At 73.8% G+C, this 16,588-nt stretch carries 16 protein-coding genes; 5 read left to right on the top strand and 11 right to left on the bottom strand.

Going from position 1 to position 16,588, the window contains the following annotated elements:
* Positions 1–60: 60 nt before the first annotated feature.
* A complete protein-coding gene (locus ABZZ04_RS24970) occupies positions 61–897 on the top strand; it encodes a TIGR02452 family protein (RefSeq protein WP_356934433.1) in 837 nt (278 codons plus the stop codon).
* 51 nt (positions 898–948) lie between these two features.
* Here ABZZ04_RS24970 and ABZZ04_RS24965 read toward each other — a convergent pair whose 3' ends face one another.
* A complete protein-coding gene (locus ABZZ04_RS24965) occupies positions 949–1,416 on the bottom strand; it encodes a type II toxin-antitoxin system PemK/MazF family toxin (RefSeq protein WP_356934432.1) in 468 nt (155 codons plus the stop codon).
* 157 nt (positions 1,417–1,573) lie between these two features.
* On the opposite strand from ABZZ04_RS24965, the gene ABZZ04_RS24960 reads away from it, so the two are divergent.
* Positions 1,574–2,596 (top strand): LacI family DNA-binding transcriptional regulator, encoded by a 1,023-nt coding sequence (locus ABZZ04_RS24960; RefSeq protein ID WP_356934431.1) that lies wholly within the window; start codon positions 1,574–1,576, stop codon positions 2,594–2,596.
* 79 nt (positions 2,597–2,675) lie between these two features.
* On the top strand, positions 2,676–2,957 hold the full coding sequence (locus ABZZ04_RS24955; protein ID WP_356934430.1) for a hypothetical protein: 282 nt from the start codon (positions 2,676–2,678) through the stop codon (positions 2,955–2,957).
* 122 nt (positions 2,958–3,079) lie between these two features.
* Here the strand turns inward: ABZZ04_RS24955 and trxA are convergent, their stop codons facing one another.
* A complete protein-coding gene (trxA, locus tag ABZZ04_RS24950; RefSeq protein ID WP_356934429.1) occupies positions 3,080–3,448 on the bottom strand; it encodes a thioredoxin in 369 nt (122 codons plus the stop codon).
* A 115-nt stretch (positions 3,449–3,563) separates the two neighbouring features.
* Here trxA and ABZZ04_RS24945 point away from each other — a divergent pair, with 115 nt between their 5' ends.
* Both ABZZ04_RS24945 and ABZZ04_RS24940 read left to right on the top strand, forming a co-directional pair.
* Positions 3,564–5,003, top strand: a complete 1,440-nt coding sequence (locus ABZZ04_RS24945) for an NAD(P)/FAD-dependent oxidoreductase (protein ID WP_356934428.1) — start codon at positions 3,564–3,566, stop codon at positions 5,001–5,003.
* Between the two features lie 182 nt (positions 5,004–5,185).
* A complete protein-coding gene (locus ABZZ04_RS24940) occupies positions 5,186–5,989 on the top strand; it encodes a thioesterase family protein (protein WP_356934427.1) in 804 nt (267 codons plus the stop codon).
* Between the two features lies 1 nt (position 5,990).
* Here ABZZ04_RS24940 and ABZZ04_RS24935 read toward each other — a convergent pair whose 3' ends face one another.
* The 9 genes from ABZZ04_RS24935 to ABZZ04_RS24895 form a co-directional block, all read right to left on the bottom strand.
* A complete protein-coding gene (locus ABZZ04_RS24935) occupies positions 5,991–7,574 on the bottom strand; it encodes an ABC transporter ATP-binding protein (RefSeq protein WP_356934426.1) in 1,584 nt (527 codons plus the stop codon).
* Complete coding sequence (locus ABZZ04_RS24930; RefSeq protein WP_356934425.1) at positions 7,571–8,425, bottom strand: ABC transporter permease; 855 nt, start codon at positions 8,423–8,425, stop codon at positions 7,571–7,573. The genes ABZZ04_RS24935 and ABZZ04_RS24930 overlap by 4 nt, the downstream gene beginning before the upstream one ends.
* Positions 8,422–9,375 carry an ABC transporter permease gene (locus tag ABZZ04_RS24925; RefSeq protein ID WP_356934424.1) on the bottom strand — a complete coding sequence of 318 codons (954 nt, stop codon included), beginning with the start codon at positions 9,373–9,375 and terminating at the stop codon, positions 8,422–8,424. Before ABZZ04_RS24925 ends, ABZZ04_RS24930 begins: the two co-directional genes overlap by 4 nt.
* The gene (locus ABZZ04_RS24920) at positions 9,375–11,027 is read right to left on the bottom strand and encodes an ABC transporter substrate-binding protein (protein ID WP_356934423.1); all 1,653 of its coding nucleotides are present in this window, start codon (positions 11,025–11,027) and stop codon (positions 9,375–9,377) included. The genes ABZZ04_RS24925 and ABZZ04_RS24920 overlap by 1 nt, the downstream gene beginning before the upstream one ends.
* Before the next feature lie 65 nt (positions 11,028–11,092).
* Entirely contained in the window at positions 11,093–11,908 is an 816-nt protein-coding gene (locus tag ABZZ04_RS24915; protein WP_356934422.1) for a class I SAM-dependent methyltransferase, read from the bottom strand.
* Between the two features lie 17 nt (positions 11,909–11,925).
* Positions 11,926–13,389 (bottom strand): 4-hydroxyphenylacetate 3-hydroxylase N-terminal domain-containing protein, encoded by a 1,464-nt coding sequence (locus ABZZ04_RS24910; RefSeq protein ID WP_356934421.1) that lies wholly within the window; start codon positions 13,387–13,389, stop codon positions 11,926–11,928.
* Positions 13,386–14,003: a flavin reductase family protein gene (locus ABZZ04_RS24905; protein ID WP_356934420.1), complete on the bottom strand. Its 618-nt coding sequence runs from the start codon at positions 14,001–14,003 to the stop codon at positions 13,386–13,388. Before ABZZ04_RS24905 ends, ABZZ04_RS24910 begins: the two co-directional genes overlap by 4 nt.
* Positions 14,000–15,823, bottom strand: coding sequence for an asparagine synthase (glutamine-hydrolyzing) (asnB, locus tag ABZZ04_RS24900; protein WP_356934419.1), 1,824 nt, complete (start codon positions 15,821–15,823; stop codon positions 14,000–14,002). The genes ABZZ04_RS24905 and asnB overlap by 4 nt, the downstream gene beginning before the upstream one ends.
* Positions 15,811–16,476, bottom strand: coding sequence for a hypothetical protein (locus tag ABZZ04_RS24895; protein WP_356934418.1), 666 nt, complete (start codon positions 16,474–16,476; stop codon positions 15,811–15,813). Before ABZZ04_RS24895 ends, asnB begins: the two co-directional genes overlap by 13 nt.
* Positions 16,477–16,588 lie beyond the last annotated feature (112 nt).

Below are 16,588 nucleotides of genomic sequence, written 5' to 3'. Positions count from 1 at the left end.
TTGCGCCCGCATCGCGGCGGCGACGAGCATGCCCCGTATGCACCACATGGGGGAGTACCGATGAGCGCCCGCCTGCGCGGCATCGCGCGTGAGACCGAGGCCATCGTCCGGGCCGGCCGCTACCGCACCGGGGACGGGCGGGAGGTGAGCATCGAACGGGCGCTGACCGCCGCGCTCTCGGGAACCAGGCTGTACGGACCGGAGCCGGTGCCGGTCGCGGCACTCGACTCCGACCGCACACCCGTCGTCGAGGTCACCGACGAGAGCAGCCTGCGGGCGGCCCACCGGATGACCACCGGGGGCCCCGGCAAGGTGGCCGTCCTGAACTACGCCTCCGCCCGCAACCCCGGCGGCGGTTACCTCAACGGCGCACAGGCCCAGGAGGAGGCCCTGTGCCGCGGTTCCGCCCTGTACGCCACCCTGCTGCGCGCCCCCGACTACTACGCCCACCACCGCGCCGAACGCAGCGCCTTCTACACCGACCGGGTGATCCACTCACCCGGCGTACCAGTGTTCCGCGACGACCGGGGCGCACTGCTCGACACCCCGTACACGGTCGGTTTCCTCACCTCACCGGCGCCCAACGCCGGAGTCATCCGCAGCAGCGCCCCCGGGGAGGCCCACCGCATCCCCGCCGCGCTCGCCTCCCGGGCCGAGCGGGTGCTGGAGGTGGCGGCGGTGCGGGGGTACCGCAGGCTGGTGCTGGGGGCCTGGGGCTGCGGAGTGTTCCGCAACGACCCGGCGGAGGTGGCCGGTGCGTTCCGGGCACTGCTCCTGGACGGCGGCAGGTTCGCCGGGCACTTCGAACAGATCGTCTTCGGCATCCTCGACCGGAACCCCGGATCCGCCACCCGGGCCGCCTTCGACCGGACGTTCGGCGACCGGCTCCGACAGTAGACCGGCCCCGGCCATGGACCGGTCGGGCGACGGACCGGTCCCGATGGCGGATCAGCTCCAGCCGTAGCGCTCCCGCAGCCGCCCGGCGACCAGATCGAACCTGTTCCGGTCCAGCGCGCACGCCTCCCGCCGCATCCCGTCCTCGTGCACCCGCAGGACCCGGTCCAGATCGGCCCACGACGGGCGGCCCGAGCCGTCCCACGGCCCGGCCCCCAGCGCCACCCACTCGTGGTCCCGGTCGTGCTGCTTGCTGGACAGCTGCACGGCGAGCAGGGTGCCCGCCTCCTCCCGGGCCACCACCAGGACCGGACGGTCCTTGCCGCGCCCGTCACCCTCCTCGAACGGAACCCAGGTCCAGACGATCTCGCCGGGGTCGGGGTCGCCGTCCCGGTCGGGGGCGTACGAGGTGCGGACCGGGCCCACGTCGAGCGGATCGGCCTCACGGGTGGCGGCCGGGCCGGTGCGGCCGGGGAAGTCGTCCGGATGGGTGACGCGGTCGTCACGGTGCTGGATGGTCATCCCCACACCGTAGGACCTGCGCGGCCCGTCGCGGGGAAAGCGGCCGGTGGGCCGGGTCGCGCGCCGGACGGCGGCCACCGGGCGCGCGGCACCCCGGCCCGGCGCCGACGGGCCGACCGTACGCCCGCCGCGCGGGTCTGGAAGACTGCCCGACGCCATGAGCCAGTTACCGAACCAACCCGCCCCACGCCCCGTTCCCACCAGCGCCGACGTCGCACGGCTCGCCGGTGTCTCCCGGGCCACCGTGTCGTACGTGCTGAACAACAACGCGACCGTACGGATCAGCGAATCCACCCGCCGCCGGGTCAGGGAGGCGGCCACCGACCTGGGCTACGTGCCGCACGCCGCCGCCCGCAGCCTGCGCGCGGGACACACCCGCATGGTGCTGCTGCCCACCGCGAACTTCCCGGCCGGCCGACTCCAGCACCGGTTCTTCCACGAACTGGAATCCGGGCTGCGCCGCCTCGACTACACCGTGGTCCAGTACAGCAGCACCGGACTCGCCCCCGAGGACGTGCCCCGGGCCTGGGCCGAACTCCGCCCCGTCGCCGTCATCGCCCCCAGCACCATCGCCCTCACCCCGCAGGGCATATCCGTGCTCGGCCGCTCCGGGGCCCGTGCCGTGATCACCCTCGGCCCGCAGTCGGTACCGGGCGCCCACGCGCTGGTCATGGACCAGCGGAGGGTCGGCAACTGCGCGGTCGGACACCTGCTGGAGCGCGGCCGGCGGCGCATCGGCGTGGTCATGCCGGAGGAACCGGGCCTCGCCCCGTTCTCCGAACCCCGGCTGGCCGGAGCCCGGCAGGCCGCCCGGGGCGGCGGCGCCCGGATCGAGCCGCTGCCGCTGCGGTACGACGAGGAATCGGCCGCCCGGCTCGCGACCCGCTGGCACGCCCTGGACCTGGACGCCGTGTTCGCCTACAACGACGAGTACGCGATGCTCCTGATGCGCGCCCTGCAGGACGCGGGCGTCGACGTGCCGGGCGAGGCCGCCGTGGTCGGCGCCGACGACCTGATGCTGGGCAGACTGCTGCGGCCCCGCCTCAGCACCGTACGCCTGGAACTGGCCACGGCACAGCCGCTGGCGGACCTCGTCGACCGGCTGGTGCGACAGCCCGGCGGAACCCCCGAGCACCACGACCTGCTGCGCGCCGGGGCGATCCACCGCGATTCCAGCTGAACCGCCGGAACGACCGGTCCGCGGTCCGCGGCACCGCCGCGACGTGCGGGCCGCGCACCACATGCCTAGCGTCATGACCATGAGTCATCCGCAGAGCTACGAGATCCTGCTCGTCCCCGGAATCGCCGGGGAGAGCGACGACGACGCCGAGCCGGGCGGTCCGGTCCGCTCGGCGATCGTCTCGGCCACCGGCGAGACGGGCGCGTCGGGCTACCCGCGGTACGCGGGCGAGGGCATCGTGGCGGACATCGACCCCGCCACGCACTCGGTCGAGGCCCTGCTCGTCGACGGCGCCGAACTGGCCTACGGGCTCTCGGCGCGGATCGGGGAGAAGAACGCCGAAACGGGCGCCGACGCCTGAACCGGCCGGACCGCCGGCGCCCGGACCGCCCCGGGCCCGGCCGTCGGTCCCGGACACGGCAAGGGTCCGGCCCGTCGCGAACCGCCGACCGGCCGGACCCCGCCAGGGGTGCGCGAAACCCGCTACTTCCCCTTCTGCTGCTCCTCGATGGACTTGCGGACCTCGTCCATGTCCAGCTTCCGGGCCTGCCCGATCACGTCCTCCAGCGCCGCCGGGGGCAGCGCCCCGGGCTGGGCGAACACCGCCACGTTCTCCCGGACGATCATCAGCGTGGGAATGGACGTGATCTCGAAGGCCGCCGCCAGCTCCTGCTGCGCCTCCGTGTCGACCTTGGCGAAGACCAGGTCGTCATGGCGTTCCGACGCAGCGTCGTAGACCGGCGCGAACTGCCGGCACGGGCCGCACCAGGAAGCCCAGAAGTCGATCAGGACGAAGTCGTTCCCACTGACGACCTGGTCGAAGTTTTCCTTGGTGAGCTCGATGGTGCTCATACTCCGCTACCTCTTCCTGTGCCCGTTCGGACCTGTCCGGCACAACGGTGCCCGTCCATGCGCTATTCCACCTGCCCGTGTGGCCACCGCCCACACCCACCAGCAGACTGTCCCCATGACTGATCCCTCCCTGAACGCCGAGTACGACGTCGTGGTGATCGGAGCCGGTCCGGTCGGCGAGAACGTCGCCGACCGGACCCGTGCCGCCGGACTGAGCACGGCGGTCGTCGAGTCGGAACTCGTCGGCGGCGAATGCTCCTACTGGGCCTGCATGCCCAGCAAGGCGCTGCTGCGCCCCGTCGTCGCCCGCGCCGACGCCCGCCGCGTCCCGGGCCTCGCCGACTCCGTGCGAGGGCCGCTCGACACGGCGGCGGTGCTCGCCCACCGCGACGCGTACGCCTCGAACTGGAAGGACGACGGACAGGTCGCCTGGCTGGAGGGCATCGGCGCGGACCTCCACCGGGGACGGGGCCGGCTCACCGGCGAGCGGACGGTCTCCGTCACCGCCCCCGACGGCACGGAACACCGGCTCACCGCCCGGCACGCCGTCGCCGTCTGCACCGGCAGCCGGGCCGTCGTCCCCGGCCTGCCCGGCATCGACGGCGCCCGCCCCTGGACCAGCAGGGAGGCGACGAGCGCCAAGAAGGTGCCCGGCCGTCTCGTGATCGTCGGCGGCGGCGTGGTCGGGGTGGAGATGGCCACCGTCTGGCAGGCCCTCGGCGCCCGGGTGACGATGCTGGTCCGCGGCACCGGAATCCTGCCGAGGATGGAGCCCTTCGCGGGCGAACTGGTCGCCCGGGCCCTGACGGAGGCGGGCGCCGACATCCGCACCGGGGTCTCGGCGACCTCCGTGCGGCGCGCGGTGCCGGACGGCCCGGTCCTGGTGGAACTCGACGACGGCACGAGCGTCGAGGCCGACGAGATCCTCTTCGCCACCGGCCGCGCCCCGCGCACCGACGACCTCGGCCTGGAGACTGTGGGCCTGGAGCCCGGCTCCTGGCTCACCGTCGACGACAGCTGCCGCGTCGACGGCAGCACCTGGCTCTACGCCGTCGGTGACGTCAACCACCGGGCGCTCCTCACCCACCAGGGCAAGTACCAGGCACGCGTCGCGGGTGCCGCGATCGCCGCCCGTGCCACCGGGGCCCCGCCGCTGGAGACCGGCCCCTGGGGCGCCCACGCCGCGACCGCCGACCACGCGGCCGTCCCCCAGGTCGTCTTCACCGACCCGGAGGCCGCCTCGGTCGGCCTCACCCTCGCCGAGGCCGAACGGGCCGGCCACCGGGTCCGCGCCGTCGACCAGGACCTCGCCGCGGTGGCGGGGGCGGGCCTGTACGCGGAGGGCTACCGGGGCCGCGCCCGCATGGTGGTGGACCTCGACCGGGAGATCCTGCTCGGCGTCACCTTCGTCGGGCCGGGCATCGGCGAACTGCTGCACTCGGCGACGGTCGCGGTCGCCGGCGAGGTCCCCGTCGCCCGGCTGTGGCACACGGTCCCGGCCTACCCGACGATCAGCGAGGTGTGGCTGCGGCTGCTGGAGGCGTACCGGGGCTGAGCGCGAACGGGCGGGACGGGGTGGCCACCGGAGCCGCGCACCGGGCCGGGCGGCAGCGGTGGCACCCCGTCCGACCTGGTGTGCGGTAGATCATGATGACTGGTGGCCACGCCGCTTCCTACGATGCGTGACGGATGCACCTATCGCCGCGAGCACCCGCCCGACCCGAGGAGACGAATTCCGTGAGCACCAGTGACGCCGGGCCCGAGAGCTACTACGAGCGGACGGGCGCGGGCCGTTACCGGCCCACGGTCCACGCGGGTGGTGCGTGGAGCACCGACGAACAGCACTTCAGCCCGCTCGCGGGGCTCGTCGCGCACGAGATCGAACAGCACCTCGCCGAGCGTCCCGGGAACCTGGAGCTTTCGAGGATCAGTTACGACATCCTCGGCCGCATCGCCCTCGACGAGTGCGAGATCACCGTGGAGACCGTCCGCCCCGGCCGGACCATCGAGCTCCTGGAGGCGACCGTGGTCATCGGCGACCGCCCGGTCGTCCGCGCCCGCGCCTGGCTGCTGTCCTCCCAGGACACCTCGTCCGTGGCCGACAGCCCCCACGAGCGGCTCCCCGCGCCGGAGGAGCTCACCCCCTGGGCGATGGACGAGGAGTGGAACGGCGGCTACGTCTCCTCCATCGACGTCCGCCGGCTGCCCCCGTCCCGCAGGGGCCGCACGGCGGCCTGGATCTCCTCGCGCCTCGACCTGGTGGCGGGCGAACCGAGCAGCGCCCTGGCCTCGTACGTCGCGCTCGTGGACACCGCGAACGGCATCGCCGTGCAGCAGGACCCCGAGAAGTGGGTGTTCCCCAACCTCGACCTGACGATCCATCTGCACCGCAGGCCGCGGGGCCCCTGGACCGGACTGGACACCACCGTCACCTTCGGCCCGACGGGACAGGGGCGCACCAGCAGCGTCCTCCACGACGTCGACGGGCCCGTCGGCCACGCCGAACAGATCCTCACCGTCCGCCCGGCGGCGCACGGCTGAGTCACCGCACGGACGGGGCGGCATCCGTACCGGGGGCGAGGACGGCCGCGAGCAGCGACTTCGTGTACGGATGCCGCGGCGCGTCGAACACCTCCTCGGCCGTGCCCTCCTCCACCACCTCCGCGTCCTTCATCACCAGCACCCGGTGACTCATCCGCCGGACCACCGCCAGATCGTGCGAGACGAACAGCAGGGCCGTTCCCAGGCGCTGCCTCAGGTCGTCCAGCAGGTCGAGGATCTGCGCCTGCACCGACGCGTCGAGCGCCGAGACCGGTTCGTCGCACACCAGGACGGCGGGGGACGGGGCGAGGGCGCGGGCGATGGCGACCCGCTGGCGCTGGCCGCCGGAGAGCTGGTCGGGGCGGCGGCGCAGATGCTCGGGGCCGAGCCCCACCAGGCCCAGGAGTTCGAGTGTGCGGGCGGCCCGGTCCTCGTGCCGCGGGATGCCCTCCGCGATGATCCGGGACACCGTGAACCGCGGGTCGAACGCGCTGTACGGGTCCTGCTGGATCAGCTGGATACGGCTGCGGCGCGGCCGGCGGAACCGTTCGGGCAGCTCCGACCAGGGCTCCCCGCCCAGCCGCACCCGGCCGGAGCGGGGCCGCAGCAGACCGGTCGCCAGCCGGGCCACGGTGCTCTTGCCGGAGCCCGACTCGCCGACCAGCCCCACCGTCTCGCCCGCGCGCAGCACGAAGGACACGTCGCGGACCGCCGTGCGGGCCCCGTACGCCAGCGACACCGAGTCCACCTCCAGCACGGTTTCGGTCCGCAGCGGCTCCCGTGCCGGGGCACGCAGCACCGACGCCTCCAACAGGGCCCGGGTGTACGGGTGCCGGGGCGTGGCGAGCAGTTCGGACGTCGGCCCCGTCTCCACGACCGAACCCTCCCGCAGCACCGCCGTGCGGTCCGCGATCCGGGCCACCACCCCGAGGTCGTGACTGATCAGCAGCAGCCCGGTCCCCTCCTCCTTCGCCCCGGCCAGCAGATCGAGGATCTGCGCCTGCACGGTCACGTCCAGCGCGGTGGTCGGCTCGTCCGCGATCAGCAGCTCCGGACCGGCGGCCAGCGCCGAGGCGATCAGCGCCCGCTGGCGCAGACCGCCGGAGAGCTCGTGCGGATACTGCGCAGCCCGCGCCTGAGGGTCGGGAACGCCCACCCGGCGCAGCAGCTCGACGACGCGCGCGCCGATCAGCGACCGGTCCACCGTGCGGTGCAGCCGCATCGGCTCCGCGACCTCGGCCCCGATCCGGCGCAACGGATCCAGCGACACCAGCGCGTCCTGCGCGACCAGCCCGACGACCCGGCCCCGCACACCGCGCCAGTCGCGCGCCCGGAACCCCGTGGCGTCCCGCCCGGCCACCCGCAGCGTCCGCGCACTCGTCCGTGCCCCGGCCCCGGCGAGCCCGAGCAGGGCGCGCGCCACCGTGCTCTTGCCCGAGCCCGACTCCCCGACCAGGGCCAGGCACTCACCGGCGGCGACGGAGAACCCGACGTCCCGCACGGCGTGCACCACGCCCCTGCCCGCACCGTCGGCTCCGGGTCCGAAACGCACCCGGAGTCCCTCGACGGCCAGCAACTCGCTCATGCCCCGCCCCCCTTCGGCCCGCCGGGGCGCAGCGAACGCCCCAGCACCGTCACCGACAGCACCACCACGACGATCGCCAGCCCGGGAAAGGTGGCCGTCCACCACGCCGTCGCCAGGAACTCCCGGCCGTCCGACAGCATCGACCCCCACTCCGCGGCGGGCGGCGGCGTGCCCAGGCCCAGGAAGCTGAGCGCCGAACCGGAGATCACCGCCGTACCGGTGCCGATGGTGGCCAGGACCAGCAGCGGCCCCGTCACATTGGGCAGCACGTGCCGCAGCACGATCACCGGCCGCCGCACCCCCAGCACCTTCGCCGCCTCCGCGAAGTCCGAACCGGCCACCAGCAGCGCCTGGCCCCGCACCAGCCGCGCGTACGTCGGCACGGCCGCGATCCCGATCGCCACCAGCACGTTCGCCGTGCCCGAGCCGACGACCGTCACCACCAGCAGGGCCAGCAGCAGTTCGGGGAAGGCCAGCAGCACGTCCAGGCCCCGCATCAGCACCCGGTCGGCCGAGCGCGGGCCGGTCGCCGCCACCAGCCCCACGACGAGCCCGGCCAGCACCCCGAGCGCCGTCGCGCCGAGCCCGATCGTCAGCGACGGGCGCGCCCCGTACACCACCCGGGACAGCACGTCGCGACCCAGCTCGTCCGTCCCGAACGGGTGCGCCCCGCCGGGCGGCCGGAACGCCGCGACCACATCCGTGTCGTTCGGCGGGTGCGGGGCGATCAGCCCGGGGAAGAACACCGCCACCGCCAGCAGCGCCAGCACCGCGGCGGCCACCGCCGGAACCACGCGCCGCCCCTCCCACCGGGCCGCAGGCCCGCCCCGGATCCGCGCGACCGCGCTCATACGCCCGCCCCTTCCGTGCGCAGCCGGGGATCGATCACCAGATAGGCGAGGTCCACCAGCAGATTCACCACGACGAACGCCGCCGCGGACAACAGCACCAGCGCGGTCACCACGGGCACGTCCTTCGCCGTCACCGCGGTCACCAGCACCCGGCCCAGCCCCGGCCGGGCGAACACCGTCTCGGTGAGCACCGCACCGCCCAGCAGGCTGCCGACGATCCAGCCGGACAGCGTGGCCACCGGCAGTGCCGCGTGCCGCAGGGTGTGCCGCAGCAGCACCGTCCGCTCGCTCGCGCCCCGGGCCCGCGCCGTCAGCGCGAACGGCCTGGCGAGCGCCTCGTCGAGCTCCTGCCGCACGACCCGGGCCAGCACCCCGCCGATCGGCAGGGCGAGGGTCAGCGCGGGCAGGATCAGCGCCGCCGGCCCCTGGTCGCCCGCGGCGGGCAGCAGCCGGAAGCGGTACGACAGGAACGTGAGCGCCAGGATGCCGAGCCAGTACGACGGCACGGACACGGCCAGCAGCTCCAGCCCGGAGACCACCGCGCGGGCGACCCGGCCGCGGCCCGCGGTCGCGACGGCCGCCACGAACGCGATGAGCAGCGCCGGCACGGTCGCCGCCAGCGCCAGTTCCACCGTCGGCCCGATCTGACCCGCCAGCACGTCGCCGACCGGCAGGCCCAGTTGGTACGACCGGCCCAGGTCCCCGGTCAGCAGACCGGCCAGCTGCCGCAGGTACTGCACCGGCAACGGTTCGTCGAGCCCGTAGTCGGCCCGGATCCGCTCGCGCAGCTCGGGCGTCGCGGCCGTCGAGGGACCGAGCACGGTGTCCACCACATCGCCCGGAACCAGGTGCAGCACCAGGAACGACACGGTGGCCGCACCCCACAGCACCACCAACCCGGCACCGAACCGGCGCGCCACGGGCAGTGCCCATCGATGGATCGCTGACATCAGCCGGCGTCCACCCACGCGCCCTGGAACAGCGGCCACGCCGAGGCGTCGAACGTCACGTCGTGCGCCCGGCCGCGGATGCCCAGCTGGCGCGTGCCGACGAACGCGGGCAGCGCGTACCCCTGGGCCACGACCCGTTGCTGCACCTTCGCGTACAGCGCCCAGCGCTCCTCGCGCGAGGCGGTCGCCGCCGCCGCGTCCAGCCAGCCGTCGATGCGCGGGTCGTGCAGCCGGGAGCCGTTCGCCCCGCCGTCGGCGAGCCGGCTCCTCGAATGGAAGACCGTGCGCAGCAGATCCGGGTCCGAGCCGCCCCAGGAGAAGGCGATGACGTCGTAGTCGCCCCGGTTGCGCACCGGGGTGTAACCGCCCGCGTCCAGCGGCTTCAGGACCAGGTCCATCCCCACCTCCTTCAGGGCGTCCTGGACCGCGGTGTCGAACGTGCGCCGCTCGGGCTTGGTGTACGCCGGGACGTACAGCAGTGTCAGCCGGAACCTCCTGCCGTCCTTGGTCCGGTACCCGTCGGAGTCCCGGCCGGTCCAGCCGAGCCCGTCGAGCAGCGCCCCGGCCTTGTCCGGGTCGTGCTTCCAGGTGTTCTCGACGGCCGGGGAGTAGCCGGGCGTGGACGGGCTGAGCGGGCCCCAGGCCCGCCGGTACTGCCCGGAGAAGACCGCCTTCGTGATCGCCTCCGTGTCGACGGCGTGCAGCACGGCGAGCCGGGCGTCGCGCCGGTCGAACGGGGCGCGCCCGGTGTTGAGGAAGTACGAGTAGACGACGCCGGGCGAGTCGTGGCCGCTGATCGTCAGGCCCGGCTGCGACTTCAGCGAGGCGATCCGGTTGGCGGGCAGGGCGTCGGCGACGTCGGTCCGGCCGGAGGTCACCGCGCCGACCCGGGTCGCGTTCTCGGGCAGGAAGGTGACGACCAGCCGTTCCAGATGGGCGGGGCCCTGGTTCCGGGACGACGCCGGGGCCCAGTCGTAGTCCTCGTTGCGGGCGAGGACGAGCCGCTGGCCCTTGACCCGGGACACGAAGGTGAACGGGCCCGTGCCGACCGACGCCGGTCCGCCCGCGGCCAGTTCGCCGGGGTGGTCGCGCAGCGCCTTCGGGGAGTGGAAGCCCAGGTAGGTCGTCGAGACGGCGTGCAGGAACGAGGCGTACGGCTTCTTCAGCCGGACCGTCACCGTGTGCTTGTCCACCACGTCCGTGCGCTCGTACGGGCCGATGAGCGTGGCGGCGTACTGGGATTTGGTGGCCGGGGCGACGACGCGGTCGAAGTTCGCCCGCACGGCCGCCGCGTCGAAGGGGGTGCCGTCGGTGAACCGGACGTCGTCGCGGAGCCGGAAGGTGTAGGCGCGGCCGTCGTCCGACACCTCCCACTCCTTCGCCAGCCACGGTTCGAACCCGCCGTCCTCGCGCTGCGCCACCAGGGAGTCGAAGACATTGCGCATCAGCACCCCCACGATGTCGGCCGGGGACACGTGCGGGTCGAAGTTGTCGGGCTCGACGTCGGTGGCGAAGGTGAGCGTCCCGCCGTCGCGCGGGGTGCCGCCCGTGCCCGGGGCGGAGTCGGCCGCGACGCCGGAGGAGCAGGCGGTGAGACCGGCGGCGGTCAGGGCACCGGCGGACAGCAGGAGGAAGGACCGGCGGGTGGGCACGGCAGGGCTCCGTTCGGGGAAGGGACAAGGGATACGGGAAGGGCGGGGAGAAGGGGTGCGGGAGGTCAGCGGGGGCGCGGCACGGCACGCCAGGCCCGCACCGTGATGCGGTAGACCTCGCCGTGCGCGGCGGTCCGCGCGGCGGCCGCCCGGCCCACCGCGTCGAAGAACTCCGCCTGCCGGTCGTCGGGGAGCAGCCGGCTGAAGTACGTGCCGAACGTGGAGGCGTGGAAGTCCCGGTACTGCCGGTCCCCGGCGGCGCGCACCGGCACCGTCCGCTCCTGCGTCTCCTCGATCGTGAAGTGCCGCTCCAGCAGGGCCCGTACGTCGGGTTCCGACCGGGCCCGCACCCCCATCGGCACCACCCCGGACAGCTCGGCGGGGGCGCCGAGAAGCCGCAGGGCGTCGACCGCCACGACGTCCTCGCCGCCGAGCCCCGCCCGGTCGGTCACCGGGTGATGGGTCGTCAGGACGAAGGCGCCGCCGGGCGTGAGATGGGCCGCGATCCAGGCGAAGGCCCGTTCCTCGTCGGGGTGCAGCCAGTGCAGCACGGACGTCATGAACGCCACGTCGAACCGGTCGTCCAGGGCCGGCAGGCCCAACAGGTCCCCGGTGAGCAGCTCGGCCCGCCCCGCCAGCCGCACCCCGGCCTCGCGGACCCGGTGGCCGGAGCCGTCGACCCCCACCGCCCGTGCCGTGTCCGGCCAGCGGTCCAGCGCCGCCTCCAGCAGCGCGCCCGTCCCGCAGCCCAGGTCGAGCACGGTGCGCGGGGTGCCGGGCACGAGGCCGAGCACCCACGCGTGGTCCTGGGCCTGCCGGATGCGGCTGACGTCGTCGTACCCGGACAGGGTGCGGGCGCGGTCGAGTATGTCGTCGGTCATGTCGGTGTGCGGTCCCTTCACAACGGGGCGTCGATCAGCGCCGAGATGCGCTCGCGCACCTCTGACAGGTCGTGGTTGCGGTAGAGGTTGATGCGGTTGCGCGCCAGGTCGCCGCGGTGCACGTACTCGTACAGGTCCTGCCGTTGCCCGAAGCTGTCGGCCGTCAGGTCCCAGGCGAGCCGGAACAGCCGGGACTTGTGCTCGGCGTCGATGTCCTTGCCGCGCATGTAGCGGTCCAGGAACGGCCGCAGCTCGGGCGAACGCAGATCGTTCTCGGTGGGCTGCATGAGGATTCCGGACTGGCCGATGCCACGCACGATGCCCACCGCGCGCCCGGCGACCTGCGCCGCCCACACCGCCGCCGCCGGGGTCGGCCCGGGAGCCAGCAGCCCGCTGTCCGTGCGGTGCGCGGTGGCCTCCCCGGCGTCCAGGAAGTGGTCGAGGACCTGGGCGTAGCCGGCGAGTTCCCCCAGGTCCTCCTGGATGTTGCGGAACCCGTCTACACCGATCGACTCCGCGAGCAGCGAACCGACGCCGAGCAGGGTGCGCAGCCGCTCGCGGTAGCGGACCTGGCCGATGTACTGGCTCCAGGCGTTGATCCGGCCGAGCCCCTCACGGGCCAGATCCCCGTCGCCGAGCAGGAACACCCGGTCCCACGGCACGGTCACGTCGTCGAAGAACAGCATCGCGTCCTGCTCGTCGTACCGCCGTGCGAACGGGTGGGCGTGCCCGTGCGGTTCGGTGCCGAACGGTTCGCGGCACAGGATGCGCAGCCCCGGTGCGTTCAGCGGCAGCGCGAACCACAGCACGAACTCCTCGGCGCCGCGCCGGGCGAACGAGGCCGACAGGTAGACCAGCACCTCGTGCGCGAACGGCGCCAGCGTGGTCAGCTGTTTGGCGCCGCGGACCACGATGCCGTCGGCGTCCTCGCGCAGCACCCGCAGCGCGTGGTCCGGATGGTCGACCGGACTGGCCGAGCGGTCGATCTGCGGATCGCCCAGCGCGTGCGTCAGCAGAAGGTCGCGGGAGGAGGCGAAGCGGTGGTACGCCTGCGCGTTGGCGCCGAAGCCGGGCCGGTTGGTCTCCAGCCGGTGCCGGAAGTCCAGCAGGCCGACGGCGACGGAGGCCATGAAGGCGGGGGAGCGGCCGTGCTGGCCCCAGGACTCCCGCATCCACACCTCGGCGCTGTCCCGCGCCGCCCGCAACTCCTCGGCGGTGCGCGGCGGATGGTACCCGCGGCCGATCCGCAGACCGGATTCCGGGTCCTCGACGGTGAGGAGGTCGCGGTGCGCCGGGTCGTGCTGGAGGTCGAGCAGCCGGGAGATCTCGGCGACCGGAGCGGCGAACGCCGGATGCCCGGCCACGTTCTTGATCTCCTCGCCGTCCAGCCACACACTGCGCCCGTCGTCGAGACCGGCCCGGAAACGCGCGCCGTCGAGCACGCCCAGCGGTTCGACGGCCGAGGTGAGAGAGGAAGTCATGGTGAGGTCCCTTGCTGGTGCGAGACGGAGGACTGGTGCGGGACGGAGGCTTGGCGGGGGACTGGGGCCTGGTGGGGGACGGGGACCCGGTGGGGGAGAAGGGGCTGCTGCGCGGCGGGGCCGAGACCGTGGTAGCGGCCGGCGTGGTGCACGAGCGGCGGGCCGCTGCCGCTCTGCACCCCGACCACCTGGCCGATGAGCAGGGAGTGGTCCCCTCCGGGCACCACGGTGACGAGCCGGCAGTCGAACCAGCTCAGGCAGTCGTCGAGGACGGGCGCGCCGGTGTGCTCCCGCACCAGGCCGGCCGGCGGCGGCTGCGCCCGGTCGCGTTCGGGCCGTGCGTAGTGATCGGCGACCTCCTGCTGGTCGTGGCGCAGGACGTTGACCGACAGCACGCCGGAGGCGCGCGCCGCCCACACCAGCGGGCTGTGCCTGCCGATGGCCACGGAGATCAGCAGCGGATCGAGCGAGAGCGAGGCGAAGGCGGAGACGGTCTTGGCGGGGGTGCCGTCCCGGTAGCGGGTGGCCACCACCGTCACCCCGGTGGGAAAGGTCCGGGCGGCGGCGAGGTACTCCGCCGTCGTCGGTCCGCTCCGGCCGGTCGTTGTGCTCATCGCACCCTCACCCGGTAGGTGTCGAGCCAGCGGTCCACGGCCAGCAGGTGGTCGAGCCCGCCGGTGGGGTGGGGCGCGGCGCGCGGCCCCGGCAGCGGGGTGCCCGCGGCCAGGTGCCGCTTCACCGCCTCCCGGTCCACCAGGTCGAACACCGGACCGTTCCGGCGCACCAGATCCTCGGCCAGCGCCCGGAGCGCCCGCCCGTAACCGGGCGCGGAACTGGCCGGGTAGCCGCTCTTGGGCCGGTGCAGCACGCTCGCCGGCAGCAGATCGCCGACCGCCCGCCGCAGCAGCCCCTTGGGCACCCCGCCGGTGTTCTTCTGCGACCAGGGCACGTTCCACAGGTACTCGACGAGCCGGTGGTCCGCGAACGGCACCCGCACCTCCAGGCTCGCCGCCATGCTCATCCGGTCCTTGCGGTCCAGCAGGGCGGGCAGCCAGCGGGTCAGCGCCAGGTGGGAGATCTGCCGGGCCCGTCGCTCCGGCCCCGACTCGCCCGCCGGGTGCGGCACTTCGGCGAGCGCGTCGGCGAACCGCTGGGCGGCGTACTCCCGGGGCCGCACCCACTCGGCGGCCTCCGGCCGCAACAGGTCCGCCGGCGACGGCCGGCCGCTCAGCCACGGGAAGGTGTCGAGCGGACGGTCGTGGTGGAAGTAGGGGTAGCCGCCGAACACCTCGTCGGCGACCTCCCCCGACAGGGCGACCGTGACGTGCTGCCGCACCCCCTTGAACAGCAGGTACAGCGACACGTCAGGCTCGCCCCAGCCGGGCCGGTCACGGGCCCGGAGCCCGACGGAGCGGTGCGCGAGCAGTTCGCCGCCCGGCACCGTCACCGCCGTGTGCACGGTGGCGAGCCGGTCGGAGAGCTCCGCGATGTACGGGGCGTCGCTGTCCCGGTTCCAGTCGCCCAGGCGTTCGGGCTGCTCGTTTGGCGGGAAGTCCACCGAGAACGTCGCGAGCTTGCCGCCGTCGGCGTCCGCCGCCGCCAGCGCGGTCAGTGTGGAGGAGTCCAGTCCGCCGGAGAGCAGCAGCCCGAGCGGTACGTCGCTGACCAGTTGCCGCCGCACGGTGTCGGTCAGGATCTCCCGCACCCGGGCGGCGGTGGTGTCCAGGTCGTCGGTGTGCGGCCGGGTCTCCAGGGACCAGTACGCCCGCTCGTCCACCCCGTTCGGACCGAACCGCACGGTGTGCCCGGGACGCACGGTGTACAGCCCCCGGAAGGGGGTCCGGCCCGGCGTCGGCGCGGACGGGACCGCGAACAGCTCGGCCAGCGACTCCGCGTCCGCCTCGGCCTCGAAGAGCGGATTGGCCAGGACGGCCTTGGGCTCCGAACCGAACAGCAGATGGCGGTCGCCGCCCGCCCAGTACAGCGGTTTCACACCGAGCCGGTCGCGCACCAGCAGCAGCTCCCGCCGGGGCACGTCCCAGACGGCGTACGCGAACATCCCGTTCAGCCGGGGCACCGCGGCCTCGCCCCACTGGAGGTGGGCCCGCAGCACCACCTCGGTGTCCGAGCAGGTGCGGAAGCGGTGCCCCAACGAGGTCAGTTCGGCGCGCAGTTCGCGGAAGTTGTAGACCTCGCCGCTGTAGGTGATGACGGCCAGCACCCGGCCGTCGCCGTCGCGCGCCTCCATCGGCTGCGCGCCGCCCTCGACGTCGATGACGGCGAGTCTGCGGTGGCCGAACGCGGCGTGCTCGGAGAGCCACACGTCACCCGCGTCGGGTCCGCGCGGCACCATGGTGTCGGTCATGGCCCGCACGACCTCGCCCTCGGTCCGCAGATCGCGGTCCCGGTCGACCCAGCCGGCTATGCCGCACATTGCGCCTCCCAGATGCAACCGGGGCCGTCGGGGCCCTCGGTGAGTTCATGACGTGGTGCGTAGCCCTTGGCGGCGATGTTGGCGCCGGTGGCGTGCACGCAGTACTCGCAGGGCGAGGCGAGCGTGATGCGCACGCCACGGGCGCGCGCCTGCTCGCGGTAGTCCCAGATGGCACAGTGCGAGATCTCCAGCACGGCGCGTTCGGCGCCGTCCTCGACGACGCGGTAGCGCGATCCGTACGACTCGGCCTGGCGGGCCACCCGGAGGACCGGGTCCAGCGCGCCGCGGCCGTGACCGGGCTCGACGTAGCGGTGGACCTCGGCACCGGCCCGTGCCCAGGCGGCGAGTTCGCCGTGCCCGTAGCGGGACACCAGGAACCGTTCCATGAGGGCCTGGGCGCGGAAGAAGACGCGCTGCCAGTCCTCGGCGAGGTCCGCCCCGGTGCGGGCACCGGAATCCGGACCGGCGTCGGTGCCCCGGCCCGGCAGATCGGCGAAGACCTCCGAACGCACCGCGATCCAGCCGTCGATGTCCTGGCCGCCGCGGGTCTCGGTGAGGTACCGCGTCAGGCCGGCCTCGGCCTCGAAGAGGCGCTGCCGCCACAGTGCGGCGCGCTCCGACGGGCTCATGTCGGTGGAGTACTTCTGCTTCATCAGCAGCTCTTTCGACCGGAGAAGAAGATTTCAGGAAGAATGAATTCGAAATTCCTGACGCAGAATAGGAATGAGAGTTCGATGCCGTCAATGTCAATTCTTGAGGCGGTGC

Origin of the sequence: Streptomyces sp. NPDC006435 (assembly GCF_040612315.1) — a bacterium.
Lineage (GTDB): Bacteria > Actinomycetota > Actinomycetes > Streptomycetales > Streptomycetaceae > Streptomyces.
This window is presented reverse-complemented; position numbering and strand designations above follow the sequence as displayed.

Coding starts and splice junctions, on each gene's coding strand:
- ABZZ04_RS24970 (WP_356934433.1), top strand. CDS start 61: ATGAGCGCCCGCCTGCGCGGCATCGCGCGTGAGACCGAGGCCATCGTC.
- ABZZ04_RS24965 (WP_356934432.1), bottom strand. CDS start 1,416: ATGACCATCCAGCACCGTGACGACCGCGTCACCCATCCGGACGACTTC.
- ABZZ04_RS24960 (WP_356934431.1), top strand. CDS start 1,574: ATGAGCCAGTTACCGAACCAACCCGCCCCACGCCCCGTTCCCACCAGC.
- ABZZ04_RS24955 (WP_356934430.1), top strand. CDS start 2,676: ATGAGTCATCCGCAGAGCTACGAGATCCTGCTCGTCCCCGGAATCGCC.
- trxA (WP_356934429.1), bottom strand. CDS start 3,448: ATGAGCACCATCGAGCTCACCAAGGAAAACTTCGACCAGGTCGTCAGT.
- ABZZ04_RS24945 (WP_356934428.1), top strand. CDS start 3,564: ATGACTGATCCCTCCCTGAACGCCGAGTACGACGTCGTGGTGATCGGA.
- ABZZ04_RS24935 (WP_356934426.1), bottom strand. CDS start 7,574: ATGAGCGAGTTGCTGGCCGTCGAGGGACTCCGGGTGCGTTTCGGACCC.
- ABZZ04_RS24930 (WP_356934425.1), bottom strand. CDS start 8,425: ATGAGCGCGGTCGCGCGGATCCGGGGCGGGCCTGCGGCCCGGTGGGAG.
- ABZZ04_RS24925 (WP_356934424.1), bottom strand. CDS start 9,375: ATGTCAGCGATCCATCGATGGGCACTGCCCGTGGCGCGCCGGTTCGGT.
- ABZZ04_RS24915 (WP_356934422.1), bottom strand. CDS start 11,908: ATGACCGACGACATACTCGACCGCGCCCGCACCCTGTCCGGGTACGAC.
- ABZZ04_RS24910 (WP_356934421.1), bottom strand. CDS start 13,389: ATGACTTCCTCTCTCACCTCGGCCGTCGAACCGCTGGGCGTGCTCGAC.
- ABZZ04_RS24905 (WP_356934420.1), bottom strand. CDS start 14,003: ATGAGCACAACGACCGGCCGGAGCGGACCGACGACGGCGGAGTACCTC.
- asnB (WP_356934419.1), bottom strand. CDS start 15,823: ATGTGCGGCATAGCCGGCTGGGTCGACCGGGACCGCGATCTGCGGACC.
- ABZZ04_RS24895 (WP_356934418.1), bottom strand. CDS start 16,476: ATGAAGCAGAAGTACTCCACCGACATGAGCCCGTCGGAGCGCGCCGCA.